A 24,758-nucleotide genomic window follows, 5' to 3' on the forward strand; every position below is an offset into this window, starting at 1 on the left:
TGTGTGTTACAGTTAGGTGATTATCAAACGATTATTATTTAATAAATAAGGATATGATCCCATGACGAATCTAGAAATCATTCAAAATTTATATGAGTCTTTTGCTAAGGGTGATGTTACGGCTGTTCTTGCTGGCATGCATGAAGATATTATTTGGAATGAAGCTGAAAATTTCCCTTATGCCGATAGAAACCCTTATGTTGGTCATCAAGCCATCTTAGAAGGTGTGTTCACACGTTGTTTAGAGGATTGGGAAGGGTTCGCAGCTAAAATGGATAAGTTATATGATGCTGGAAATACGGTATTTGCAACAGGTCGATATGAAGGGATAAATAACCTAACGGGAAAACCCATGAACCCCCAGGCGGTGCATATTTGGACTGTGGAAGATGGAAAAATCATTAAGTTTCAACAGCACATAGATACCTTCAATGTTATAAATGCGATGACTTAGTTAATACCAAACCACATCCATAAGTGTTCAAGGTGAAAAAGGCGCTAAATGCGCCTTTTATGTTTAACGAGTTATTTACTGATTTTCTTATATTTCAACCTGTGGGGTTCGACTACATCTGTGCCATAGGTTTCTTTTAACCACGCTGCATATTCGGTGTAGTTACCTTCATAAAAATTGATTTTTCCTTCATCGCGATAATCCATGATATGGGTAGCAATTCTGTCTAAGAACCACCTATCATGTGATATCACCATTGCGCAGCCGGGGAATTCCATAATGGCGTTTTCAAGAGCTCGAAGGGTTTCAACATCTAAATCATTGGTTGGCTCATCCAACAACAATACGTTGCCGCCAGCTTTAAGTAATTTGGCTAAATGTACACGATTACGCTCACCACCCGACAAGTCTTTCATAAATTTCTGTTGATCAGAGCCTTTAAAGTTAAAGCGACCACAGTAAGCACGGCTATTAAGTTCAAAGTTACCAATACGAATAATGTCGGAGTCGTCAGAAATTTCTTTATAAACCGTATTGTCACCATTCATATGATCGCGGAATTGATCGACGCTGGCTAATTGTACTGACTCACCCAAATCAATCTTACCTGAGTCGGCTTGCTCGTCGCCGCTGAGCATCCTAAACAGTGTGGATTTACCAGCGCCGTTAGGGCCAATAATTCCCACTATTGAGCCTTTTGGCATAGTAAAGGTTAAGTCGTCTATTAGAACGCGCTCGCCATAGGATTTATTCAGGCCGGTCACTTCTATTACTTTATCGCCTAAACGTTCACCCGGTGGGATAAACAGCTCGTTGGTTTCATTACGTTTTTGGTAATCACCGGTATTAAGTTCTTCAAATCTGGCCATCCGTGCTTTGCTCTTGGATTGGCGACCTTTAGCATTAGAGCGTACCCATTCGAGTTCGGTTTTAATGGACTTTTGTCTGGCGCTTTCGGTTTTTTCTTCTTGTTCAAGACGGGCATCTTTTTGTTCAAGCCAAGATGAATAGTTCCCTTCCCATGGAATGCCTTGACCACGATCAAGCTCCAAAATCCAGCCCGCTACGTTATCTAAGAAATACCTATCATGGGTGATAGCCACCACTGTGCCTTCGTAATCGTGTAAGAAACGCTCTAGCCATGCCACCGATTCTGCATCTAAGTGGTTGGTGGGTTCGTCGAGTAATAACATTTCGGGTTTTTCTAGGAGTAACTTACACAGAGCGACGCGGCGTCTTTCACCACCGGAAAGTTTACTTACGTCAGCATCCCAAGGGGGCAGGCGCAGGGCATCGGCGGCGCGCTCTAAGGCGTTATCGAGGTTGTGACCATCCTTACTTTGAATAATGGCTTCTAGTTCCCCTTGCTCTTTGGCTAAGGCATCAAAATCGGCATCTTCTTCAGCGTAAGCGGCGTAGACTTCTTCGATGCGTTTTAAAGCATGTGCTACGTCGGCTACTGCTTCTTCGATGTTACCGCGCACGTCTTTAGACTCGTCTAATTGCGGCTCTTGGGGCAAATAACCAATTTTTAGTCCAGTTTGTGGAATGGCTTCACCTTCAATATCGGTATCTAGCCCAGCCATAATCTTAAGTAGCGTGGATTTACCTGAACCATTTAACCCCAATACGCCGATTTTGGCACCAGGGAAAAAGCTAAGAGAAATATTTTTGAGGATATGTTTGCCCGGTGGGACAACTTTACCAACCCTAAGCATGCTGTAAACGTATTGAGCCATAACTGTCTTTTGTGAGTGAACTTGGCACTAGTGTAATTCAGTGCAAGGGCAGGGTAAAAGGGAATTGCGAATAATTGCTGTGATTTTATGCTGTCTAACGTAGTATTTTCTATCTTACTAAGCTTGTAACTAAGGCAAAACATGCAAAGTTTTAATTGGGGAGTGTTAGGACCCGGAAGTATCGCCCATACCTTTGCAAAGGCAATCGCGCCGTCTAAAAAGGGAAAGATCACAGCAGTGGCGAGTCGTTCACTGCAACGGGCAACAGACTTTGCCAAAAGATATGCAATTGAAAAGACCTACTCAGATTACAAGCAAATGTTAGCTGATCCCAACATTGATATCATTTACATTGCCACTCCCCATAACTTTCATTACCAACAAGCAAAAATGTGTTTAGAAGCAGGCAAACATGTATTGGTAGAAAAACCTTGCACAGTAAACGCCGCACAAATGCAAGCACTGGTCGCCTTGTCTAAATGTAAAAAGTTGTTATTGCAAGAAGCATTGTGGAGCCGGTTTATGCCGTGTTTGTCGCAGCTTAGGCAGGTGTTAAAAGAAGGCCTTATTGGGCAAATCCAATACATTCAATCCGATATCGGTTTTGCATTTCAAAGCAGAAAAGAAAGCCGTCTACATCAAGCTGAGTTGGCTGGTGGCTCCTTATTGGATTTAGGCATTTACAGTATTAGTGTTAGCCAATTTTTACTTGAAGAACATCCAGATTCGATTAACGCGATCGGGCAACTGACTGAGCAACAAGTAGATGGTCACGTATTAGCAAATATGCATTATGCTTCCGGTCGATACGCGCAATTCACTTGTTCCATGTTATCCCAAACTAGCAATACCATGGGGATAGTAGGGACTGAGGGCCATGTTTATTTGCCCGCCTGTTTTTGGGATACCGATCTAGCCTTAATTTATAAAGATAATGAGCTAATCCAAAATATTGAGATACCTCACCCAGTCAATGGTTTTGAATATCAAATCGAACAAAGCATGCAATGCATCGAGCAAAACAAGCAATGTAGTGACATGATGTCCCATAAGGACAGCATAGGCGTGATGGAAGTGATGGATGACATTCGTAAGCAAATCGGCGTGAGATATCCAACAAATATTGAAGCCTTAAACTAAAGTGCAAAAGCGTTACATATAATGACGTTTCAAACTACAAAGTCACTATACAAATTAATTAAAATAACTAAACTATGCGCAGCTTTTATAAAGCCATTTTAAATTACCGCCGATTTGAGGAAATGTGATGCTTACACGTAACATGAATATTGCTGATTTTGACCCAGAATTGTACCAAGCAATTCAAAATGAAAACCAACGTCAGGAGCATCATATTGAGCTGATCGCCTCCGAAAACTATTGCAGCCCACGTGTATTAGAAGCACAAGGCTCACAACTAACTAATAAATATGCCGAAGGTTATCCCCACAAACGTTACTACGGTGGTTGCGAATATGTGGATATCGCCGAAGACTTAGCTATCGAGCGTGCAAAACAGTTATTTGGTTGTGATTACGCCAATGTGCAGCCTCATGCAGGTTCACAAGCTAATTCAGCGGTATTTATGGCGTTGCTAAATGCTGGCGATACTGTGTTAGGTATGAGCTTGGCCCACGGTGGACATTTAACTCATGGTTCGCACGTTAATTTCTCGGGCAAAACTTATAATGCGGTGCAGTATGGTTTGCACCCAGAAACAGGCGAAATTGATATGGCCCAAGTGGAAGCCATGGCAATCGAACATAAGCCTAAAATGATCATTGGTGGCTTCTCGGCTTATTCTGGCATTGTTGATTGGCAAAAATTCCGTGAAATCGCCGACAAAGTGGGCGCTTATTTATTAGTGGATATGGCGCACGTGGCAGGATTGATTGCTGCTGGTGTATATCCAAGCCCGCTACCCCATGCCCATGTGGTTACTACCACTACCCACAAAACCTTAGCGGGCCCTCGTGGCGGATTGATTTTATCTAGCTGTGGTGATGAAGCTATTTATAAAAAGCTAAATAGTTCGGTATTCCCTGGCAACCAAGGCGGTCCTTTGTGCCATGTTATTGCAGCCAAAGCAGTGGCCTTTAAAGAAGCGTTAGAGCCTGAGTTTAAAGTGTATCAACAGCAAGTAGTTGAAAATGCCAAGGCTATGGTTGCAGTCATCCAAGAGCGTGGTCACAAAGTGGTATCTGGCGGCACCGACAACCATTTATTCTTGCTGGATTTAATTGGTAAAGAATACACAGGTAAAGATGCCGATGCAGCCTTAGGCACAGCCAATATCACAGTAAATAAAAACTCGGTACCTAATGATCCGCGCTCACCTTTTGTGACTAGTGGTTTACGTTTAGGCTCTCCAGCCATCACCCGTCGAGGTTTTAAAGCAGAACAAGCCAAACAAGTGGCTAATTGGATCTGTGATGTGCTGGACAATATCAATGATGAAACTGTTATCAACCGCGTCAAAAGTGAAGTGGTTGCACTTTGCGAGCAATTCCCCGTTTACGCTTAATACTCAGTCATATTGTTATCAATAGCCGGCGAAAGTCGGCTTTTTTATTGGTTTAGGTATGCCTCACACAGGAATTTTGCTAATTTAGCTCAATTCATTACCGCGAAATTAAAATCCATTATGCATTGCCCATTTTGCTCAGTACAAGAAACAAAAGTTATCGACTCCCGATTGGTAGCCGATGGCAGCCATGTTAGGCGCAGAAGAGAATGCACAGTGTGCAAAGAGCGCTTCACCACCTTTGAAATGGCAGAGCTGGTGATGCCAAGGGTAGTAAAACGTGATGGCTCACGGGAGCCATTTAACGAAGATAAACTTCGCGCAGGATTACAGCGGGCACTCGAAAAACGCCCAGTGAGTACCGAACAAGTCGAGCAGTGTATTAGCCGCCTTAAGTCTTCTTTGCGAGCCACGGGGGAACGGGAAGTTGGCAGTGAGTTTCTAGGTAATTTAATTATGGATGCCCTAAAAGAGTTGGATAAAGTGGCTTATGTGCGTTTTGCTTCTGTGTATCGTTCTTTTGAAGACATTCGTGAGTTTGGTGAAGAAATTGCACGTCTTGGGGATTAGGCGCAATGTTCATAGGTAAGTTTTCTTTGGTTGGCAGAGCATGACGCAATTTTCTCATTTCGATCATCAAATGATGGCCCGCGCTATTCAACTGGCCAAACGGGGCCAATATACCACTGCTCCTAACCCTAATGTGGGATGTGTTATCAGCGATAGCCAAGGTACTGTTGTGGGTGAAGGTTGGCATCAAAAGGCCGGCACGCCTCACGCCGAAATTCATGCATTAAGCCAAGCGGGACAAAAAGCCCAAGGGGCCACTGCCTACGTTACTCTAGAGCCTTGCAGCCATTTTGGTAAAACGCCGCCTTGTGCCGACGCCCTGATCACTGCTGGCGTAACAAGAGTCGTGGCAGCTATGGTCGATCCTAATCCTCTGGTATCAGGTAATGGCTTAAAAAAACTGCAACAAGCTGGTATCAAGGCGGAGCATGGTTTATTACACAATGCAGCTGCACAGCTAAACCGCGGATTTATTAAGCGCATGAGCCGCGGAAAACCTTGGGTAACGGTAAAATTAGCAGCAAGTTTGGATGGCAAAACTGCCCTTGAAAATGGCCAAAGTCAGTGGATCACCAGTCCAGAGGCGCGGCAAGATGTGCAAAGGCATAGAGCCCTAAGTTGCGGGATCTTATCGGGCTCTGGCACTGTGATGGCCGACAACCCCATGTTAAATGTGCGCTTTAGTGAGCTGAATTTAAGCAACCAAGTACTGCCTGAAGAGGCGTTACGTCAACCACTACGGATTTTGTTAGATGGGCGCAATCAGTTACCCCCTTCTTTAAAATGTTTGCAGCCGATGCAGGCTAATCTTGCTGGTAATGTGTTATTGGTCAATGGGCATACCAGTGAGCATCAATTCCCCGAGCATGTCAGTCAGTGGCAAGCACCTTTTAAGGGCAATAAATTAGATTTAGTCACTGTCATGAACAAGTTAGCTGAGATGCAGTTAAATCATATTTGGGTCGAAGCTGGTGCGAAGTTAAGCGGCGCACTGCTTGAAAATAATTTGATTGATGAATTGATTTTGTATCAAGCGCCCAAACTTATAGGAGGCAGTGGTCAAAATCTATTTGATACTCAGCCTCTTGTGGCGATGGAAAAAGTGCCAGAGCTGAGGTGGAGCGATGTTCGCCAAGTGGGTAAGGATATTAAGATGACCGCCCTGTTTAACCACCCAGCAGCGACTAATTAGTAGAGAAATTATGTTTACCGGAATAATAGAAGATGTAGGTGTGATTGAAGGGTTAGTACCTTCAGGTGAAGATATAAGGTTGTCTATAAAAACCGACAAACTTGATATGAGCGATGTGTCATTAGGGGATAGCATTGCCAACAATGGAGTGTGTTTAACGGTCGTGTCCATGTCCAAACATGGCTTTAGCGCCGATGTATCTCACGAGTCCATTAAGCGCACCGGGTTTGCTCATTATCAGGCCGGTAGCAAGGTCAACCTTGAAAAAGCCTTACAAGCCAATAGCCGCTTAGGCGGACATATTGTTAGCGGTCATGTGGACGGTGTTGGCGAAGTATTATCGATAGCGCCCGTTGGACGCTATGTGGAAATCTGGGTGCAAGCCCCAGATGATCTGGCCAAGTATTTGGCTGAAAAAGGCTCGATAACAGTAGACGGTGTTAGCCTTACCGTGAATCAAGTAGATGGCGCGAAGTTTTTATTGACCCTTATTCCACACAGCTTGCAAGAAACCATCATTGGTCTGTATCAAGTTGGAACGCAAGTGAATTTGGAAGTCGATGTCATAGCCAGATACTTAGAACGATTAATGTTAGGCGATAGAGCGGCAGAATCCTCAACAGGCACCGCAAAAAAAGATATTAGCATGGCGTTTTTAGCTGAAAACGGCTATTTGAAGTAACATAGACATCGCCGTAACGTGCTTGGCATAATAGCGTAAGCAACACATTTAACAAATCACAAGAAGATAGTAGACATGCCATTAAATAGCAGTGAAGAGATAATCGAAGATATCCGCCAAGGTAAAATGGTTATTTTGATGGACGACGAAGACCGCGAAAACGAAGGCGACCTGATTATGGCCGCCGAACATGTGACCCCCGAAGCTATTAACTTTATGGTGACCCATGCCCGCGGACTGGTGTGTTTGCCTATGACAGCCGAGCGCTGTAAGGCGTTAAATTTACCTTTGATGGTGGATGACAATAGCGCGCAATTTTCCACAAATTTTACGGTTTCTATCGAAGCCGCAGAAGGTGTGACCACAGGCATATCAGCCTCAGACCGTGCCAAAACTGTATTGGCGGCTGTTGCCAAAGATGCAGACGCTAGCAACATAGTACAACCTGGGCATATCTTTCCACTCATTGGTAAAGAAGGTGGCGTATTGAACCGTGCTGGGCATACCGAAGCAGGTATCGATCTAGCACGATTGGCAGGCTGTGAACCCGCATCTGTGATAGTTGAAATACTGAACGAAGACGGCAGCATGGCCAGACGCCCAGAATTAGAAGTGTTTGCCGCTAAACATAATATGAAGATTGGCACCATTGCCGATCTAATTGAATATCGCAATTTAAATGAAACCACTATTCAGCAGGTGGCTAGATGTAAACTGCCAACTGAATACGGTGATTTTGATTTAGTGACCTTTAAAGACGTGATCGATAATCAAGTACATTTTGCCATGTGTAAGGGCGATATCGACTCAGAAACGCCCACTTTAGTACGGGTGCATTTGATTAATAGCTTTAGCGATTTATTAGGCTCACAGCGTTCTATTTCTCGCAGCATGGGCTTGCCTCAAGCCATTAAATATATTGCAGACAATGGCGGCGTATTAGTGCTGTTGGGCAAAGATGAAGACTTATTGCACCAAGTTAAACAATTTGCCGCCGAAGACAATGGTGAAACACCCACTCATGCACCCTGGAAAGGCTCGTCAAGAACCATAGGGGTCGGCAGTCAAATATTGGCCAGCTTAGGTGTGCGTAAAATGCGCTTGTTAAGCAAACCTAAAAAATACCACGCCTTATCGGGCTATGGATTAGAAGTGGTAGAGTACGTCGAAATTTAGAATGTATAAGCATTAAAATTCTCAATCTTTCCCATTACGGATGTGCTAAACTGCGCGCCGATTTTTCAAGTAAGGTTTTTAGATGAATATTATCGAAGGTAATATGCGCGCAACAGGCAAAAAATTTGCGCTTGTGGTCGCTCGCTTTAACAGTTTTGTGGTTGAAAGTTTAGTAGATGGCGCTTTAGATGCCCTTGAAAGGCAAGGCGAAGTAAACCAGCAAGATATCACATTGGTACGTGTACCTGGTGCATATGAGTTACCTATTGCTGCTAAAAAACTTGCCGAACAAAATAAATACGATGCCATTATCGCTTTAGGTGCTGTTATCCGAGGTGGTACTCCACACTTTGATTTTGTAGCGGGTGAGTGTAATAAAGGCCTAGCCCAAGTATCGCTAGAATATGGCATTCCAGTTTCATTTGGCGTCATTACCACAGATAGCATTGAACAAGCCATCGAGCGCTCTGGTACAAAAGCCGGAAATAAAGGCGCAGATGCAGCTGTAGGTGCGCTGGAAATGGTCAATGTATTAGCTAATATTGCAGAGGCCAAATAGGTGAAACCTAAAGCTCGCCATCTAGCCAGAGAATTTGCCGTTCAAGCGGTGTATTCATGGCAAATGACCCAGAATCCAGTTGAGCAAATTGAGCTGAGTATAGTTACCAATAACAATATGCAGAAAGTAGACACCGAATACTTTTTGGAATTGTTACGCGCTGTAGTGAAAGATTGTGCAGACTTGGATAAAAAAATTAAGCCTTACCTTGGGCGCCTGCCTGAGGAGCTCGATCCTGTAGAGTACGCTATTCTCAGAATTGCGACTTACGAACTGACCGCAAGAATTGATGTCCCATATAAGGTGGTCATCAATGAAGCCATTGAGTTGGCGAAATCTTTTGGTGCAGAAGAAAGTCATAAGTTTGTGAATGGTGTACTAGACAAAGCGATTAAAACTCTTCGCAAAGATGAGTTGTCCTAGCCTATTTGTATAGGCTATGGGCAAATTTTCCCAGCTTATTAACTCTAAGTAGCAACAGTGAAAGAATTTAATGTGATTGAAGACTTTTTCAAGGCAAAAAGTATTCAACGTAAAGACGTGATTATCGGAATTGGCGATGATGGCGCTGTCACTCATGTCCCTCAAGGACAAGCCTTAGTGACCACCACTGATACCTTGTTAAGTGGTGTGCATTTTTTGCCAGATACCTCACCCCATGCTATCGCCCAAAAAGCCATCGCCGTTAATCTGAGTGATTTAGCCGCTATGGGCGCACAACCCGCATGGATAAGTTTGTCGTTGAGCTTACCTGAAGTTGATCAAGCTTGGTTACAGGCATTTTCGACTGGATTACAGCAGCATGCCGAGTATTATTCAGTGCAACTTATTGGCGGCGACACAGTAAAAGGGCCGCTGGCTATTACTATTACGGCTCAGGGCTTTGTACCATTTGATCAAGCATTAACTCGCAGTCAGGCCAAACCTGGTGATTCAGTGTATGTCACAGGCACTTTAGGAGATGCGGGGTTAGGTTTACATATCGCCCAAAACAAATGTGTTGTAAATGACCAGCTTAATCGAGAATATTTGCTAAATCGTCTGCATTACCCAACACCAAGGTTAATGGCCGGTACTAGCCTAAGGCGTTTGGCCAGTGCCTGTATCGATATTTCAGATGGCTTGGTGTCTGATATCAAACATATCCTTAAGGCTTCTCAATGTGGTGCTACATTACATGTCGATAAGTTGCCCTTGTCTCAAGCCTTAAAAGTTTCGGTGAGCAGTAGCCAAGCAATAGACTATGCCTTAAGTGCGGGAGATGATTATGAGCTGTTGTTCACTGTGAGTGAAGAGCAAAAAGGGCATTTAGAAACCACCTTAGCCAGTGCCAATGTGCCCGCTACCTATATTGGCCAGTTAAACGGCAATATGGGTAAATTGGAGTTGCGTCAAAACGACAAACCCTTTGAATCCAGTGCCGAAGGTTACCAGCACTTTTAATTGAGTCAGTTACGAGGAGTCTAACTGTGGATAAGGCAATACGAGCCCGTGTTAGCTTACTAAATCCTGTGCATTTTTTAGCACTAGGGTTTGGCAGTGGTTTAGCGCCAAAAATGCCAGGTACCTTTGGAACCTTAGCGGCGTTACCATTAGTTATCGCCTTATCTTACTTCAGTCATGTTTCAAGCTACTTAATGGTCACTGTATTGGTGAGTATTATTGGTATTTGGATCTGTGAAAAAACCGCACATGATATGGGGGTACACGACGACTCATCTATCGTTTGGGATGAAATTGCAGGTATGCTGATTACTATGCTGGCTGTGCCTTTGAGTTGGCAAACTTTATTAGCTGGTTTTGTGCTGTTTCGGTTTTTTGATATTCTAAAACCATGGCCTATCAGTTATTTAGATAAACACGTACATGGTGGCTTTGGCATTATGATTGATGATGTTTTAGCAGGGGTGTTTGCTTTAGGTGTGTTACATTTAGGGCTGTGTTTAGTTTAATAAGGGGTTTGAATGTTAAGTAACCAGATTAGATTGTTATTTTGCACTTGTCTTATCTCCTTATCCTTACAGACTTGTGCAGCAGCGCAAGATGTAAAACGTTTTGCCTTAGTGATAGGTAATACTAACTACCGCACCGCCCCCCTAAAAAATGCCGGCAACGATGCTAATGCCATGGCTCAGAGTTTAACTGCATTGGGATTTCAGGTTAGTTTATTCAAAGATGGTAATTTGTCTGATTTGACTAGCCAAGTGCAACGGTTTTATAGCCAAGTCCAAAAAGACCAATATTCGAATAAGTTAGCGCTAATTTACTATGCAGGCCATGCTATTCAAGTTAATCACCACAACTATATTGTGCCTTTGGCTATGAAGTTCGACAATTATTCAGAATTTATGTCTGGTTTGTATAAAGTCGATAGTTTGTTTACCGAGATCAACAAATCTCCTGACTTACAAAGTATTATTATTCTGGATGCATGCCGTAATAACCCATTCGAAAGCAACGCTGTTGCAAACAATGGCAATATGTCCCAAGGCTTAGCGCCAGTTAAAGCACCGTCAAATACAATGATTGCCTTTGCAACGGCACCAGGAGGCGTGGCGGCCGATGGGGCAGACAAAAACGGTGTGTATACTAAGCATTTGCTGCAACATATAGCGAAACAAGTGAGAGTTGAAGAAGTATTTAAAAAAGTCAGATCTGCAGTGGCAAAAGAAACGGCCAATAGGCAGATACCTTGGGAGCACTCCTCCTTGCTGAATGAAGTGTTTTTTAGCCCACCAAAAAATCGCGACATCCCAGATTTAATTTCTTTCTAGAAGACATAAGCCAGACCAATGTGTAAGGTGGTAAAGGTTTCGTCGATATTCTCAAAACGCTCCCCATCAACCATTATATCTTGTTGGTAGTCATTGATCTTAAATCGGGTTTGAAACAACAAATTGCTTGAAAGTGGCATAGTCCAACTTAGCCCATAGCTGAAACCTTTTGTATCGCCTTTTACTCGACCGCTCAAATCATCAAATTCTGGCAACTCATCTTCCTCGTCGTCATCGTCAGTATTCGCAGAGAATTGGTTAGTTGCCTCTAAAGAGGCGTATGCCAATGAAACACTTAGGCTTCCCGCTTTCTCAAACCTCCAGCTGTAACTCACACCAATAAAAGGGCCTTTTTGACTGTAGCTTTCGTTGCTTAGTTCAACAATATCTGGTGCATCTACTTCATCTGGTCCATCATCTTCATCCAAATCTAGTTCGTTATCTTCTTCAATCTCTTCATCTAAGTCTCTAGGAACAAAAGCCATGTCGGTTTTACCATATTTAAGTCCAGCAAACAGTGACCAGTTTTTGTCGACTCTATAACCTAAAGTAACATCTAAATCTTTTCGTGATGCCTTTCCTATATCTTCTTCTTCTGCAATATCTGCATCGGTAAGGGTACTGCTGGCGTTTAATGAAAGCTGCCAGTTATTGGTGGTTAAGGCAATAGGAATGTTGGCGCTAGGAAATGAAATATTGTGATCGAGTTTTTCAGGAAACGAAAAGTCGCTGTAACCTAGGGATAAACCTGTTACCACTCGGATGTTGTCAAAACTTTCTTGGCTCAAGACACTTTGTGACACTAACAATAATGACCAACAAGAAACACCACAGCTTGTTCTTATATGCATGATTACCCTTAATTTTTATTTAAACACTATTACATTAACTACGCATAAATATTAGTATAGTGTTAATCATAAACCCCAACGATTGGAAATCCTATGAACTATTTTCTATTGCGACGAATGTTTGTTTTATGTGCTACTTGTACGCTATTTTTAGTCGCTTGTGAAAGTACGCCAGAGCAAGATAAGGGATCACATTGCAAAGATGACGCGAACCAAACTTGTGTAAAAAAAGCTGACAATGGTGAGGATCGTGGATATAACCCCTGCCTAGTTAATAAAAATTTACCCGTTTGTAAAAAATGACCGAACAAGAATTAAAACTTCAACTCGCCGAAGTAGCCGGAACTTGGGTGGCGGCAATAGCTGTAGTGATTGGTGGTTTGTTTGGGATCTATCAATACTTGGAGCATAAATCTGCGGTGCGAGTGGATAGATCTATGGCATTTGTGGAACGCTACCAAGGTAATAGTATGTTAGTAGCGGCTAGAGTAAAAATTACCGAGTCCCAGAAAAAACACGCCATTCAATTGAATCAAATTTTACAAGATCCCACTATTCAAGCTAAAGACTTAGCGGCAAAGTATGAAAATGAAATTTTAAAACAGATTGATGAAGACCAATTAAATGGTGCCTTAGAACAACTTTTTACTTTCTATGAACAAATTATTATGTGTCGTGAAATGGCGCTATGCGAAGCAGATGTAGCCGAGCAGTTTTTTGATACAAATGCGCAAGATCTTGTGCACACTTATTACCCTTATATTTGTAAAGTACGAACCGAGTGGCATAATCCCAATCAATTTCGAAAAATCACCCAGTTTTATAGCCCTAACTTACTCTGTTAATCGTTACGCCTTGAATGCAGCCAATTTTGACAGTATGCCGTCACTGTCTAGTCCTAGCTCGGCATACATTTCTTGTTGAGTACCTTGCATAATAAATGTATCAGGCAGTCCAAGTTGGATGAGTTTACTGTTGTGTGGGCTGGATATTAGATATTCAGCTACCGCACTGCCAGCACCACCTATTACAGCGCCGTCTTCAATACTCATAAACACCTCATGGGTGGCAGCAAGCTGGTTAATAATGTTGGTATCTAAGGGTTTTACAAATCGCATATCAATCACAGTGGCATTAATTTTTTCTGCTGCTTCAAGAGCATAAGGCAATAAAATGCCAAAATTGAGAATAGCGACTTTTTCTCCTTCTCTAATGGTGCGACTTTTACCTAATTCATAGCTTTGCATTTGTTGGCTAGGAACAACACCAGTTGCAGAGCCGCGAGGATATCTTACGGCTGCTGGTTTTTGTAGTTTGTGCCCTGTGTACAACATTTGGCGGCATTCGTTTTCATCTGACGGCGCCATAATGATCATATTAGGAATACAGCGTAAAAACGGGATATCAAAAGCGCCTTGGTGAGTCGGGCCATCTGCACCCACTAACCCAGCCCTATCTATGGCAAATAAAACCGGAAGGTTTTGGATAGCCACATCATGTATAAGTTGGTCATAGGCGCGTTGTAAAAAGGTTGAGTAAATCGCCACCACAGCATTCAAGCCTTCTTTTGCAAGACCGGCAGCAAAAGTGACGGCATGTTGTTCGGCAATGGCTACATCAAAATATTGTGACGGAAATTGCTGGGAAAACTTAACCATACCCGAGCCTTCACGCATCGCTGGGGTAATCGCCATTAACTTTGAGTCTTGTGTTGCCATGTCGCATAACCAATCCCCAAATACCGCCGAGAAAGTTGGGTTACTGGGCGCGGCTTTAGGTAATGCTTGGTCTTGTGGGTTGAACTTAGGTACCGCATGAAACTTAATAGGATCTTGTTCGGCCGATTGGTATCCCTTGCCTTTTTTAGTGACCACATGGAGTATTTGTGGGCCGTTTATATTGCGCATATTACGCAAGGTGTCCACTACGCCATTGACGTCATGACCGTCTATGGGGCCAATATACTTAAAGCCTAGCTCTTCAAAAATGGTGCCTGGCACTACCATGCCTTTAATATGTTCTTCAGCGCGGCTGGCAAATTCTTTAATGGGCGGGACATTGCTTAGTAACTTCTTACCGCCATCTCGGATGGAGTTAAAAAAGTTGCCGGTTAGGAGTCTGGCTAAGTGACTATTTAAAGCGCCAACATTCTCAGATATAGACATTTCATTGTCATTTAACACCACCAGCAAATTTTTACTAATGTCGCCGCCATGATTTAACGCTTCAAAAGCCATACCCGCAGTCATGGCGCCATCACCAATAACTGCTACTACTTTGCGACCTGAAGCTTCTTTTTCGGCCGCAACGGCCATGCCTAATGCGGCGCTGATTGAAGTAGAAGAGTGGCCAACGGCAAAGGTGTCATATTCACTTTCGGGTGGCCAAGGGAAGGGATGTAACCCACCTTTTTTGCGAATGGTAGGCATACGCTCTCGACGACCCGTTAATATTTTATGGGGATATGCCTGATGACCCACATCCCATAACAAACGATCAAAGGGGGTGTTGTATACGTAGTGCAAGGCGACCGTTAGCTCGACTGTGCCTAAGCCTGATGCAAAATGGCCACTGCTTTGGCTTACGCTAGTCAATAAATATTGTCGTAACTCAATACTCAGTTGCTGTAGTTTATCTTGGGATAATTCTCTTAACTGCTGAGGAGTATCAGCTTGAGCGAGGATAGGGTAGTGAGCAATATCTAAGGTCATTAAATGGGTATCAACTAAGTAAATTTCATTTTATCCAGCGGTCCTTACTATGCAATTTAGTAATGACGGTGGATAACAAAGTCGGTAAAAGAAACCAACATCTGGGTATTGTAAGGCAAAGCACGCAAAGCTTGAAGTGCTTGTTGCTGTAGATCTTCAAGATAACGTTGCGCTTGCTCTAATCCTAATAAAGCTGGATAGGTACTTTTGAGCTGGGCCTGATCTGAACCTTGCGGTTTTCCTAGTACCGAAGAGTCACCCACTACATCTAAAATATCATCTTGAACTTGAAAGGCCAGGCCAATAATTTTGGCATAGCTCATCAAATGCTGACGATTTTCAGCTGATATTTCTGACGCCAAGGTGATGGCCATTTCTACACAAGCAATGAGTAAAGCCCCGGTTTTTTTACTGTGTAAATTTTCGAGTTGCTGCTGCGTGACTGAGTGGCCAGTTGCGGCTAAATCCATAGCTTGGCCACCGCACATACCGTTGTATCCAGCCGCTTGACTGATAATTTTGACCAAATCGATACGTTTTAAGGCTAAGTCGTGTGAAAGTGGATGGTTGCACAATATCTCAAAAGCCAAAGTTTGCAGGGCGTCACCGGCCAATATAGCTGTGGCTTCGTCAAATTGAATATGACAAGTGGGTTGCCCCCGCCTAAGCGCATCATCATCCATTGCCGGTAAATCATCATGAATAAGTGAGAAAGCATGAATCGCTTCAATGGCCGCCGCTGGGCCTTGGAGATCGCTCTCTTTAACCCCGAGCATTTTGCCTGTTGCAAATACTAAAAAGGGGCGCATTCTTTTTCCCCCCATTAAAAGGGAGTATTCCATGGCTTGCTTAAGCGTTTTCGCATGGTCAGGTAGGCTGTTTATCACTTGGCTTAAGGTTGAATTGACAGTATCGCAACTAACCTGTTGAAAGGTGGATAAGTTCATTAGTTATCTGTTTCAAACACGTCTAGGGTTTGCTGCCCATTTTGAGTGGTAAGAATTTGCACTTTTTGCTCTGCATCTTTTAGCTTTTGTTGGCTATGTCTGGCTAGCTGCACACCTCGTTCAAAACTCTGTAGTGCATCTTCAAGGGGAAGATCGCCTTGCTCCATCTTGGCTACTAATGTTTCTAGCTCTTGCATAGATTGTTCAAAGGTGAGTGATTCTGCTTTTTTACGGGTTGTCATAATACTCTTCAATCGATTTCTGAAGTGGCACGCACCTTACCTGAGGGGAAAAATAGGGTCAAATACTTTTCAAACTCAAGGCGAAAACAGATGAAATAAAACGTCTGGTGTGCGAAAACGCTAGCCTTAACACCAGTAACCTGAATGGTGGCTATAGAATTATTCAGGATTGTCGATAAAATAAATTGATAAACAGTTAATTTTATTACCTTTTAAGTTTATTGTGGATACCTAAAGTTAACAAAAGGCTGAATCTTTAGTCTTTGAATGTAGTATTTATACCTTTATTTTGGGGAGCATAGTGTGGATTTAGCAACCATAATCGGTATTCTTGGCGCTCTTGGTTTAATCATCATGGCAATGATCCAAGGTGGTGATATTGCCATGTTTGTCAACGTACCTTCGATACTGATTGTATTTGGCGGCAGTTTATTTGTGGTGTTATCTCAATATACCTTAGGACAATTTTTTGGGGCGGGTAAGGTGGTTGGTAAGGCCTTTATGTTTAAAATAGATACGCCCGAATCACAAATTGAAAAGATAGTTGAAATGGCAGACGCTGCCCGTAAAGGGGGATTTTTAGCGTTGGAAGAAGCTGAAATAGAAAACCCTTTTATGCAAAAAGGGGTGGATATGTTGGTAGATGGCCATGATGTTGAAGTGGTCAGAGAAACCTTAAGCAAAGATATTTCCATGACATCTGAAAGACACGAATTTGGTAAGTCGATTTTTAAAGGTATGGGGGATGTTGCACCAGCAATGGGAATGATAGGGACTTTGGTTGGTCTGGTTGCTATGTTGTCAAACATGGACGATCCTAAGTCAATTGGGCCAGCTATGGCAGTGGCACTTTTAACTACCTTATATGGCGCCATGCTCGCCAATTTATTTTGTTTGCCGGTCGCCGTTAAGTTAGGCAATCGAGCAGATGAAGAAAAACTCAATCAAAGCCTAGTGTTAGATGGCATTATTGGTATAGCCGATGGACAAAACCCTCGTGTTATTGAAGGCATATTGAAAAACTATCTCGCCGCCAGTAAACGCGGTGCAGCAGAAGATGCAGAATAACTGATGGCCGATGAATGCCCTAAATGTCCACCCGAAGGGCTGCCAGCTTGGATGGGAACCTTTGCCGACTTAATGTCACTGTTGATGTGTTTCTTCGTGTTGCTGTTGTCTTTCTCAGAGATGGATGTACTTAAGTTCAAACAAATCGCAGGTTCGATGAAGTTTGCCTTTGGGGTGCAAAATAAAATTGAAGTAAAGGACATTCCTAAAGGAACCAGCGTGATAGCTATGGAATTTCGCCCTGGACGCCCAGAGCCCACACCTATCGACACTATTCAGCAACAAACCACAGATATGACTCAAGAAATGCTTGAGTTTCAAGCGGGCAGTGAAGACTCAGCAGGTGGTCGCCAGAAGCAACGTGGTGAACAAAGAGGTGGTGCGGCCCAACAAACGGCTGCAGAGCAACAAACGACCAGTCAAGAAGTTTCTGAGAGGATGCGTAAAGTTGCCCAGCAATTAGAAAAAGAAATCATTGATGGCGCCATTGAAATGGAGTCGCTAGGTCAGCAAATTACTATTCGTATTCGAGAAAATGGCTCTTTTTCCGCAGGCTCAGCGTTTTTACAGCCGCAGTTTATTCCTATTCTAAGAAAAATCGGAGAATTGTTAGCAGATATGCCCGGAGATATAGAAGTCTCTGGGCACAGTGATAGTCAGCAAATTTCCAATGAGTTGTACCGTTCTAATTGGGATTTATCGTCGCAGCGAGCAGTAGCCGTGGCCGAAGAGCTTAGGCGTGCAGAAGGCTTCGATGAAAGCCGCATGTCTGTAGTTGGCAAAGCCGATACAGCGCCTATGAGCGATGGTAACGAAGCACAAGATCGCAGTCGCAATAGGCGGGTGGAGATTTCAATTAATCAAGGTAAACCTAAAGTTTCAGATCCAATATCAGTGCTAGAGTAAAATTTAGATTAATCCAATCCATCCCAAAGACTAGATTTTGTCAATTTGCAGTTTAATGATCTGCGAAAGCTGCGGGATCACTTTTCCTTTTTTGGGATGAGGCGCCACATCCACTAAGCGAATTCTATAACCTAAGGCATTCGCAGTGGCAGACTTAGGTTGGTTTAGCAAGGTAACCACTGTTTTTTCTGAATGGTTATTGGATACCTCAAGCGTGACTTTCACCTGACCTTCCCAGATACATTGTTCGCCTGTAGGACAACGAGAATCTTCCACGGCAATCACTGCCAATTTAATCTCTTGATAAGCTAACTCTTCCCCTGCACTTAAGGTGACTTCAGATCCTAACGCGTGCTGACTTACTGAATTGAGCGAAGTTTGTTGCTGTACTTCGGGTAATACCTCAGCTTTAGACTGGGTATCAGCTTTTGTTTCTTTGCCTGTCATACAGCCAGATAAAAGGATGATGGCAATAAAAGTGAGTTTATACATATATATTTTCCCCAAAAAAAAAGCTCGACTTACGCCGAGCTTTTGAGTGTTAAGTTATGATTTACTGCGGTGCTGGCGAAGCACAGCGCGGTAAAGTACATACAGCCATACACTGACGGGCATCAGACATAGTAATGGCACCATCACCATCATTGTCGCGAACATCCCCTGGTGCTGGCGTTTCGTTACGTCCAGATAAGATCATATTAACATCAGTACGGTCAACAACTCCATCTGAATCAACATCACATCTAAGGGCTTGTGGCTCATTGCTACAAGTTAAAGAAACATCATCAACTTGAGCAAACCAATCCCAATCACCTGAATTAGGATCGAAGTAGTGCCAGCGTAATTTAACATCAGACTCACCTGCATAATGAGTCAAATCAACTGAAACAGCTTCAGCTCTATGACTATCATTCCAAGTAAGCAAGTTGTTCCAGCTACTGCCGCCGTCGGTACTGATGTCCAAGTTAAGGAAATCTGAATTAGCTAGATTTCTGTAATCTACAAGGAATTCTAACGATGCTCCAGTCCAACCACTTAGGTCAACTGAATTAGAATGTAACTCAGTATCAAATTCAGTGAAAACGAATGCATCACTATTAGCTGTTGCTGCATCACCAGCACCACCTGTTCCGTTACCGGCTATGCCAGAATCAGCAATGTTAGACCAAACAACGCCAGTGCCAGCATTATCTACCACCGACCAGCTAGTAGGAATGCCGCCATCAAATCCAACGGGCTCTACATTACAAGCCACTTCTGTTACGTATTCAGTACATACGCTAGGCATAGCAGGTTGAGCCATGTTGTCTTCAATCACCACATCATCGATAAAGAAGTTAGAGTGAGTGCCATTTGTTCCGCTAGCTGTACCACCAATATACAAGGTATGCATTGCGCCATCATTGTAAGGAGCAATGGCGTAACTACGAGGAACAAACCCAGCGTCAACTACCGAACAATCTACCTTGCCAATTTCATTACCATCAATAAGAACATGAATGAAATCATCTGGAGAGTCACACAGTGCAGCTTGAACATTAAGGGTTATCTCTGTTGCACTTGATGGGATCATCACGTCTTGAGTGACACTGCTGGTTATACCTGCCAATCCACCAACCCAAACAGACCAACCACCTGAAGTGGCAACACCAGCTGCAGGACAGCCATTACCAGCGCCACAAAGTGGGAAGCCGTCAATGCCCCCAAAGGTAGAAGTCGCTAACCATTCTGCATTAGGAACCCCGCCTTCAAAGCTCCAATCGGCAACAACATTAGTACTGTCAACTGCTTCTGTTGGTGCAGTACAAACAAAACCATCTTCTACTTGACAAGTAGCAGAACAACCGTCGCCATTTGCAGAGTTACCGTCGTCACACATTTCGCCTAAATCAAGTATACCGTCACCACAAACTGGTGGTTGTTCAGTAGAGCAAGAATAAGCTTCAACGCTTTCAACGTACCAGCCTGTAGAGCCGTTACAACCATCAGTACCAAAGTCGAAACGTAATTGCACGGTATCGCCAGGAGAAGCTAAACCATATAAGTCAACTTGTGATTGACCCCAGCTTCCGCTCAAGCTGCCGCCATCGGTACCAGTAAAGGCTTCTTCACCTGCTAATGGATTGTCGCCTGCTGCTAAAGCACCGTTATAAGGGTTAAATGAATAAGCTGCGCCTGGTACAACAACAAAAGGCCCACCATTAATACTCATTTTAAGATTACCACCATCCCAAGTAGCTTCGGTAGAAACCCAATGGTTGAATGCCAGATGTGGAATTTCACCAACAGGTAGCTCTATTACAGGGCTGTCCATATTGACGGCACCCGCTTCAGTATCGGCAGCACAATCACCAGATAGAAGATCTGGTGCAAAGGCAGCTTTAGTACCGTTAGAACCAAAAGGTATCGCATCTGTTACTAACCAGCCTGGGCTGTCGAAAGTGGCAGGGTTTGCTACATCATGCGAACTCACAGTCCACCCAGCAGGTAAACCTGACTCGAAATCAGCAGCGTAGAATGATTCTACGTCACCTAAACCATCACAAAGTGGTGGCGCTTCAGCTAACATAGGTTCAAAACCACATTGTTCTACTGGAGAAACACGGAACTCAACGGCAGCAATGGTATCGCTAACTACTGCACAATCGCTGGCAGTGATCATTTCGCCTGAAGGCGAACCATCGGTTAAGCTTGCGAGATCTATACCTTCTAAAGCACTACATGAGGCTTCTAATGCATCAGCGTGATCAAAAAAGTTACTGGATGGCGTAAGCATGTTTTGCGCTGCCCAGTGGATATGAGCTGCCTTAGTTAAGCCAATGCCTGCAACGGTATAACCATTGTAAGTGCCGCCGTCAGTCATCAAAGAATAAGCACGGTTAGGTACACCTGAATTAATGTGCACACCACCAAAGTCTGAAGTATCACAGTGATACAGTGCATCTGTCACTTTAGCTGGGTCACCGGCACAATTTGGGTTCCACATATCACGTAGCGCACCCGTTAATCCAGGAGCGGTCGAGTCTTCACCCAACAACCAACGAACGCTATCATCGCCTGATCCTTCCTGATAAATTGAACAGCTTCCGTCGGTACGAGGCGTTACTGGATCAGTTGTATCATCTCGGCCATTAAGTCGATCAACAGTTTCCCCCCAAATGTCTGAAAAAGATTCATTTAAAGCACCGGATTGCCACTGATAGATCAAGCCATTAGTTTCTTGAGTATAGGCATGACCCCATTCGTGAGCAGTAACATCGTCGGTGGTTAAACCAGGACAGAAAGAAATGTAAACACCATTCCAAGAAGCGTTAGGACAAGAATCACCACGGTTAAATATGGCGTCCATTGTGCCACCTATGCCATCAAAAGAGTCTCGACCAAAAGAGTTAGCAAAGAAATCATAAGTCTCTTTAGAAGCATTAATCATGTTGTCTGCTTCAACATTTCCTGTTGGTAAATCCTGACCTTCAACCCAAAATGGATTAGCGGCATAGTTAGGACCAGGATGCGGTTGACCTTCAGCATCAAAGGCTCTACGGTCAACTTCTAAATCGTGAGTACCAGTAATTTGGTCAACAACACCGCCCTTAATGGCATCTACGTATACAAATTCACGTACATCACCGGCTTTGTTTACCACTTCTACTTCGTATACTAAATAATCTGCCCCAGGCGTACCTTTAACTAGGCCTTCTCGGAAAATCATTAAAGTACTAGATTTTGCGCTTAAGTTGGATGTCTTGTTTTGCGCATTGGCTAGGCTTTCTGTCGTGATCAGTTGTGCTGGATTTTGACTGACTTTCCTAAAAGCAAGTTGCTCTGCTTGAGCTGAAGTTAGGCTTGGAGTCGTACCGACTTTAATATTGGCAACAAAATTACCATTAACTGCAATCATCTCTCCAGCTGCATTAAAGTGAGTTCTTAACTCACCCGCAAAGACCGGCAGACCTTTAAAGTTCTGTGCAAAAACACTGTGTTTACCGCCCATATGGTCGGTATTAGAACTTTTTAATGATAACTCAGAGTAAGCATTTGTTATTCCAAAAGCACTGCCATAATCACGTAAAAATGACAAAGAAATGTCATCAGTATTGACCGCTGCTCTGCGTGATTGTGTTTTAAGTGAGCGATTTTGTGTTTTAGTGGGGGCAAGACGAATAAATCGGGCGTACCCAGTGTTTTTATCGACACTGATTTGTGCGGTACCTGCGGTATCCGCTATAAGGTTTTCGGCGCCTGTTGCTTTATCAGCTAGGGCCATGGATGTGTTTAAAGTTAAACACAATACTGCTGCAATTTTACTAACATTATGCATATGTATTTCCTAGTATTGACGTTGAAATTTTTAAAATTCCTAAATTCTCTGGACTGCTTATTACAGATTTTTAATGAATTTTTATTATTATGTAATGTGAAGCCAATAAAGACTGACACTAGTCAGGCCTTTATATATTTTTAGTTATACTTTTCTTCTTACTAACAATGTTACTAAAGCTAGACCCATTAACATTATTGTAGAAGGGGCAGGAACAGTCACTGAAGCGCCTTGAACTGTAAATGGAATAGCAGCGCCATCACCACTAGCAGCTACAAGTTCATTAACACTTAATGATAGATCTGTAGTACCAGATGTTGAGTCAAGTGTAAAAAACACTTCTGCTAAAGCGAAGCTAGCGTCTTGCATAGCTTCAAGGGCATCGTCAAGAAGCCAGCTAATTTCATAGAGGTTGACAGACCCTGCACCATCATAGCCGCCGCTCAAATCGGTAGCATCAGAGAGCCAATCGTCTGGATCCGTAGAAATATTTTCTCCTAAGCCACCAAACAAGTTGTAGCCAACAAAAGACAACGCACTTGAGTCAAAGCCTACATCTAAATTAAACCCTGCAAGAGTGAAATCTGTGCCCTGACCTAAGCCACTTATCATCACGGTTGCGGATATCAAATCACCTGTATGTGCACCTTGGGTAGTAGGTGTAAGTGATATAATGGCACTAGAGCTTGCTGTACTAACAAGCAAGAAGCTCACCGCTAATACCAAACGAGTTACTACTTTCATAAATACTTCCTTCTTCTAATTCTATTAAAAACAATTGTTGATTTTATGTGCGGCTTACTAACAGTTTTGATTTTGTCCTTCCTTAAGTGTCAATTAAAAAAGCTCAAACCCAGCATGTTAAAAATATGCTACACAGGTGTTACAAACAATTTTATGCATAACCCTTGCCAATCAAAAAATATCTTTTGATTACAATCTGTTACACTTTTTCAAATGTTTTTTAATTGTTAAGTTGTAAAAAAAACGGACATTAAGAAGCTGGGAGAAGCTAGATTTAAACAGTTTAGTAGGCAGAACAAACTGTTTTTGGTTTAGTTAAGAGCACAAATATTGCACAATAATGCTTATTGGTTAATAAGTAAGCAATTGATTGTTATATCAATTATCAGAAATAAGGGATTCATTAAAGAACGCCAGTAATGTGACAGATAGTGCAAAAGCTATAAAGATAAAACGAGGTGTTACCGAGCGTAATATATACAAAAAACGCGCCGAAAGCGCGTTCTTTGAATTTGTAGACTTGTTAACTAATAAAACTGCTATTGGGATAATTCAATTTAAGGGTTTTCATGGCGTTTCTCTTTAAATCCTCCAATTGCAATTGGTCGTAACACTCCACCATTATTTCCAAAGCTTCTTGTACATGAGTGGTGTCAGGATAATGTTCGATTACATATCTACCGCGATTGGCGGCGGCTACATAAGCATCGCGGCGCATATAATATCGAGCAATGGATATCTCGTATTTCGCTAAACGACTTTTAATATGCAGCATACGCTTTTGCGCATCTGCAGCGTATTTACTATTAGGATACTTTTCAATCAAACGTCTAAAATCGTTAAATGCTTCACGTGAGTTGCTAGGATCACGGTCGGATCTGTCAATGCCTACCAATTCTTGGAAAAGATTGCTATCCACTTCCATATTAGTTAAGCCACGCATATAAAAAGCGTAATCTACGTCTGAATGGTTTGGATTGAGCCTAGTGAAGCGATCAATGGTCGCTAAAGCCTCGTCTGTTTTTCCTGTTTTGTAGTAGCCATAGATAAGGTCTAATTGCACTTGATGTGACAATGGGCCAAAGGGAAAACGTGAGTCCAATGCGCTTAACGCTGCGGTGGCGGCATTATAATTGCCAAGCCGCATTTTTTCTTTAGCGTCTTCATACAAACTTTGAGCACTTTTATTGCGTAGCACTAAATCGACATCTTCGTCTTCTGGAGACGATGAACACCCAGCTAACACAATTAGAACACTGCTTAACAAAATATTTTTTAGGTTGTTTTTACTGATCATATCG

The 24,758-nt window shown here is 42.9% G+C and carries 24 protein-coding genes; 15 read left to right on the top strand and 9 right to left on the bottom strand.

Features of this window, described 5'->3' with window-relative positions; genetic code table 11:
- The first annotated feature begins 61 nt into the window (after positions 1 to 61).
- Positions 62 to 454, top strand: a complete 393-nt coding sequence (locus Q0688_RS16680; protein ID WP_299079420.1) for a nuclear transport factor 2 family protein — start codon at positions 62 to 64, stop codon at positions 452 to 454.
- Between the two features lie 71 nt (positions 455 to 525).
- On the opposite strand, the gene ettA is transcribed toward Q0688_RS16680, so the two are convergent.
- Entirely contained in the window at positions 526 to 2,193 is a 1,668-nt protein-coding gene (ettA, locus tag Q0688_RS16685) for an energy-dependent translational throttle protein EttA (protein ID WP_299079422.1), read from the bottom strand.
- A gap of 141 nt (positions 2,194 to 2,334) precedes the next feature.
- Here ettA and Q0688_RS16690 point away from each other — a divergent pair, with 141 nt between their 5' ends.
- From Q0688_RS16690 to Q0688_RS16740, 11 genes are all read left to right on the top strand, one after another.
- Positions 2,335 to 3,333, top strand: coding sequence for a Gfo/Idh/MocA family oxidoreductase (locus Q0688_RS16690; RefSeq protein ID WP_299079424.1), 999 nt, complete (start codon positions 2,335 to 2,337; stop codon positions 3,331 to 3,333).
- Positions 3,334 to 3,460: 127 nt separating this feature from the next.
- Positions 3,461 to 4,717, top strand: coding sequence for a serine hydroxymethyltransferase (gene glyA, locus Q0688_RS16695; protein ID WP_299079426.1), 1,257 nt, complete (start codon positions 3,461 to 3,463; stop codon positions 4,715 to 4,717).
- 120 nt (positions 4,718 to 4,837) lie between these two features.
- Positions 4,838 to 5,287, top strand: a complete 450-nt coding sequence (gene nrdR, locus Q0688_RS16700; protein ID WP_299079428.1) for a transcriptional regulator NrdR — start codon at positions 4,838 to 4,840, stop codon at positions 5,285 to 5,287.
- 40 nt (positions 5,288 to 5,327) lie between these two features.
- Entirely contained in the window at positions 5,328 to 6,479 is a 1,152-nt protein-coding gene (gene ribD, locus Q0688_RS16705; RefSeq protein WP_299079431.1) for a bifunctional diaminohydroxyphosphoribosylaminopyrimidine deaminase/5-amino-6-(5-phosphoribosylamino)uracil reductase RibD, read from the top strand.
- Positions 6,480 to 6,489: 10 nt separating this feature from the next.
- A complete protein-coding gene (locus tag Q0688_RS16710) occupies positions 6,490 to 7,161 on the top strand; it encodes a riboflavin synthase (RefSeq protein WP_299079434.1) in 672 nt (223 codons plus the stop codon).
- A gap of 75 nt (positions 7,162 to 7,236) precedes the next feature.
- Positions 7,237 to 8,337 carry a bifunctional 3,4-dihydroxy-2-butanone-4-phosphate synthase/GTP cyclohydrolase II gene (gene ribBA, locus Q0688_RS16715; protein ID WP_299079438.1) on the top strand — a complete coding sequence of 367 codons (1,101 nt, stop codon included), beginning with the start codon at positions 7,237 to 7,239 and terminating at the stop codon, positions 8,335 to 8,337.
- An 82-nt stretch (positions 8,338 to 8,419) separates the two neighbouring features.
- Entirely contained in the window at positions 8,420 to 8,896 is a 477-nt protein-coding gene (ribE, locus tag Q0688_RS16720; protein ID WP_299079440.1) for a 6,7-dimethyl-8-ribityllumazine synthase, read from the top strand.
- Positions 8,897 to 9,319, top strand: a complete 423-nt coding sequence (gene nusB, locus Q0688_RS16725; RefSeq protein WP_299079443.1) for a transcription antitermination factor NusB — start codon at positions 8,897 to 8,899, stop codon at positions 9,317 to 9,319.
- Positions 9,320 to 9,376: 57 nt separating this feature from the next.
- Positions 9,377 to 10,339, top strand: a complete 963-nt coding sequence (gene thiL / locus Q0688_RS16730; protein WP_299079446.1) for a thiamine-phosphate kinase — start codon at positions 9,377 to 9,379, stop codon at positions 10,337 to 10,339.
- Between the two features lie 26 nt (positions 10,340 to 10,365).
- Positions 10,366 to 10,848, top strand: a complete 483-nt coding sequence (locus tag Q0688_RS16735) for a phosphatidylglycerophosphatase A (RefSeq protein ID WP_299079449.1) — start codon at positions 10,366 to 10,368, stop codon at positions 10,846 to 10,848.
- A gap of 12 nt (positions 10,849 to 10,860) precedes the next feature.
- The gene (locus Q0688_RS16740; protein ID WP_299079452.1) at positions 10,861 to 11,670 is read left to right on the top strand and encodes a caspase family protein; all 810 of its coding nucleotides are present in this window, start codon (positions 10,861 to 10,863) and stop codon (positions 11,668 to 11,670) included.
- On the opposite strand, the gene Q0688_RS16745 is transcribed toward Q0688_RS16740, so the two are convergent.
- A complete protein-coding gene (locus Q0688_RS16745) occupies positions 11,667 to 12,521 on the bottom strand; it encodes an outer membrane beta-barrel protein (RefSeq protein ID WP_299079455.1) in 855 nt (284 codons plus the stop codon). The genes Q0688_RS16740 and Q0688_RS16745 overlap by 4 nt on opposite strands.
- Before the next feature lie 299 nt (positions 12,522 to 12,820).
- On the opposite strand from Q0688_RS16745, the gene Q0688_RS16750 reads away from it, so the two are divergent.
- The gene (locus tag Q0688_RS16750) at positions 12,821 to 13,366 is read left to right on the top strand and encodes a hypothetical protein (protein WP_299079458.1); all 546 of its coding nucleotides are present in this window, start codon (positions 12,821 to 12,823) and stop codon (positions 13,364 to 13,366) included.
- A gap of 3 nt (positions 13,367 to 13,369) precedes the next feature.
- On the opposite strand, the gene dxs is transcribed toward Q0688_RS16750, so the two are convergent.
- From dxs to xseB, 3 genes are read right to left on the bottom strand one after another with little or no spacing between them, the layout of a single operon-like run.
- A complete protein-coding gene (gene dxs / locus Q0688_RS16755; RefSeq protein WP_299079461.1) occupies positions 13,370 to 15,232 on the bottom strand; it encodes a 1-deoxy-D-xylulose-5-phosphate synthase in 1,863 nt (620 codons plus the stop codon).
- 56 nt (positions 15,233 to 15,288) lie between these two features.
- Positions 15,289 to 16,179: a (2E,6E)-farnesyl diphosphate synthase gene (gene ispA / locus Q0688_RS16760; RefSeq protein WP_299079464.1), complete on the bottom strand. Its 891-nt coding sequence runs from the start codon at positions 16,177 to 16,179 to the stop codon at positions 15,289 to 15,291.
- Complete coding sequence (gene xseB, locus Q0688_RS16765; RefSeq protein WP_299079468.1) at positions 16,179 to 16,421, bottom strand: exodeoxyribonuclease VII small subunit; 243 nt, start codon at positions 16,419 to 16,421, stop codon at positions 16,179 to 16,181. The genes ispA and xseB overlap by 1 nt, the downstream gene beginning before the upstream one ends.
- A gap of 303 nt (positions 16,422 to 16,724) precedes the next feature.
- On the opposite strand from xseB, the gene pomA reads away from it, so the two are divergent.
- The gene (pomA, locus tag Q0688_RS16770) at positions 16,725 to 17,489 is read left to right on the top strand and encodes a flagellar motor protein PomA (RefSeq protein WP_299079471.1); all 765 of its coding nucleotides are present in this window, start codon (positions 16,725 to 16,727) and stop codon (positions 17,487 to 17,489) included.
- Positions 17,490 to 17,492: 3 nt separating this feature from the next.
- On the top strand, positions 17,493 to 18,395 hold the full coding sequence (locus tag Q0688_RS16775) for a flagellar motor protein MotB (protein WP_299079474.1): 903 nt from the start codon (positions 17,493 to 17,495) through the stop codon (positions 18,393 to 18,395).
- A 30-nt stretch (positions 18,396 to 18,425) separates the two neighbouring features.
- On the opposite strand, the gene Q0688_RS16780 is transcribed toward Q0688_RS16775, so the two are convergent.
- The 4 genes from Q0688_RS16780 to Q0688_RS16795 form a co-directional block, all read right to left on the bottom strand.
- Complete coding sequence (locus Q0688_RS16780; RefSeq protein WP_299079477.1) at positions 18,426 to 18,887, bottom strand: hypothetical protein; 462 nt, start codon at positions 18,885 to 18,887, stop codon at positions 18,426 to 18,428.
- A 61-nt stretch (positions 18,888 to 18,948) separates the two neighbouring features.
- On the bottom strand, positions 18,949 to 22,713 hold the full coding sequence (locus tag Q0688_RS16785; RefSeq protein ID WP_299079480.1) for a M4 family metallopeptidase: 3,765 nt from the start codon (positions 22,711 to 22,713) through the stop codon (positions 18,949 to 18,951).
- Between the two features lie 144 nt (positions 22,714 to 22,857).
- On the bottom strand, positions 22,858 to 23,457 hold the full coding sequence (locus tag Q0688_RS16790; protein WP_299079483.1) for a PEP-CTERM sorting domain-containing protein: 600 nt from the start codon (positions 23,455 to 23,457) through the stop codon (positions 22,858 to 22,860).
- Positions 23,458 to 23,980: 523 nt separating this feature from the next.
- Positions 23,981 to 24,754, bottom strand: coding sequence for an outer membrane protein assembly factor BamD (locus tag Q0688_RS16795; RefSeq protein ID WP_299079486.1), 774 nt, complete (start codon positions 24,752 to 24,754; stop codon positions 23,981 to 23,983).
- Positions 24,755 to 24,758: the final 4 nt, after the last annotated feature.

The sequence above is a fragment of the uncultured Paraglaciecola sp. genome (genome assembly GCF_937123705.1).
GTDB lineage: Bacteria > Pseudomonadota > Gammaproteobacteria > Enterobacterales > Alteromonadaceae > Paraglaciecola.

Bases quoted from the DNA above. Each gene is read 5' to 3' on its own strand.
- Q0688_RS16680 (WP_299079420.1), top strand. From the start codon at position 62: ATGACGAATCTAGAAATCATTCAAAATTTATATGAGTCTTTTGCTAAG.
- ettA (WP_299079422.1), bottom strand. From the start codon at position 2,193: ATGGCTCAATACGTTTACAGCATGCTTAGGGTTGGTAAAGTTGTCCCA.
- Q0688_RS16690 (WP_299079424.1), top strand. From the start codon at position 2,335: ATGCAAAGTTTTAATTGGGGAGTGTTAGGACCCGGAAGTATCGCCCAT.
- glyA (WP_299079426.1), top strand. From the start codon at position 3,461: ATGCTTACACGTAACATGAATATTGCTGATTTTGACCCAGAATTGTAC.
- nrdR (WP_299079428.1), top strand. From the start codon at position 4,838: ATGCATTGCCCATTTTGCTCAGTACAAGAAACAAAAGTTATCGACTCC.
- ribD (WP_299079431.1), top strand. From the start codon at position 5,328: ATGACGCAATTTTCTCATTTCGATCATCAAATGATGGCCCGCGCTATT.
- Q0688_RS16710 (WP_299079434.1), top strand. From the start codon at position 6,490: ATGTTTACCGGAATAATAGAAGATGTAGGTGTGATTGAAGGGTTAGTA.
- ribBA (WP_299079438.1), top strand. From the start codon at position 7,237: ATGCCATTAAATAGCAGTGAAGAGATAATCGAAGATATCCGCCAAGGT.
- ribE (WP_299079440.1), top strand. From the start codon at position 8,420: ATGAATATTATCGAAGGTAATATGCGCGCAACAGGCAAAAAATTTGCG.
- Q0688_RS16740 (WP_299079452.1), top strand. From the start codon at position 10,861: ATGTTAAGTAACCAGATTAGATTGTTATTTTGCACTTGTCTTATCTCC.
- Q0688_RS16745 (WP_299079455.1), bottom strand. From the start codon at position 12,521: ATGCATATAAGAACAAGCTGTGGTGTTTCTTGTTGGTCATTATTGTTA.
- Q0688_RS16750 (WP_299079458.1), top strand. From the start codon at position 12,821: ATGACCGAACAAGAATTAAAACTTCAACTCGCCGAAGTAGCCGGAACT.
- dxs (WP_299079461.1), bottom strand. From the start codon at position 15,232: ATGACCTTAGATATTGCTCACTACCCTATCCTCGCTCAAGCTGATACT.
- ispA (WP_299079464.1), bottom strand. From the start codon at position 16,179: ATGAACTTATCCACCTTTCAACAGGTTAGTTGCGATACTGTCAATTCA.
- xseB (WP_299079468.1), bottom strand. From the start codon at position 16,421: ATGACAACCCGTAAAAAAGCAGAATCACTCACCTTTGAACAATCTATG.
- Q0688_RS16775 (WP_299079474.1), top strand. From the start codon at position 17,493: ATGGCCGATGAATGCCCTAAATGTCCACCCGAAGGGCTGCCAGCTTGG.
- Q0688_RS16780 (WP_299079477.1), bottom strand. From the start codon at position 18,887: ATGTATAAACTCACTTTTATTGCCATCATCCTTTTATCTGGCTGTATG.
- Q0688_RS16785 (WP_299079480.1), bottom strand. From the start codon at position 22,713: ATGCATAATGTTAGTAAAATTGCAGCAGTATTGTGTTTAACTTTAAAC.
- Q0688_RS16790 (WP_299079483.1), bottom strand. From the start codon at position 23,457: ATGAAAGTAGTAACTCGTTTGGTATTAGCGGTGAGCTTCTTGCTTGTT.
- Q0688_RS16795 (WP_299079486.1), bottom strand. From the start codon at position 24,754: ATGATCAGTAAAAACAACCTAAAAAATATTTTGTTAAGCAGTGTTCTA.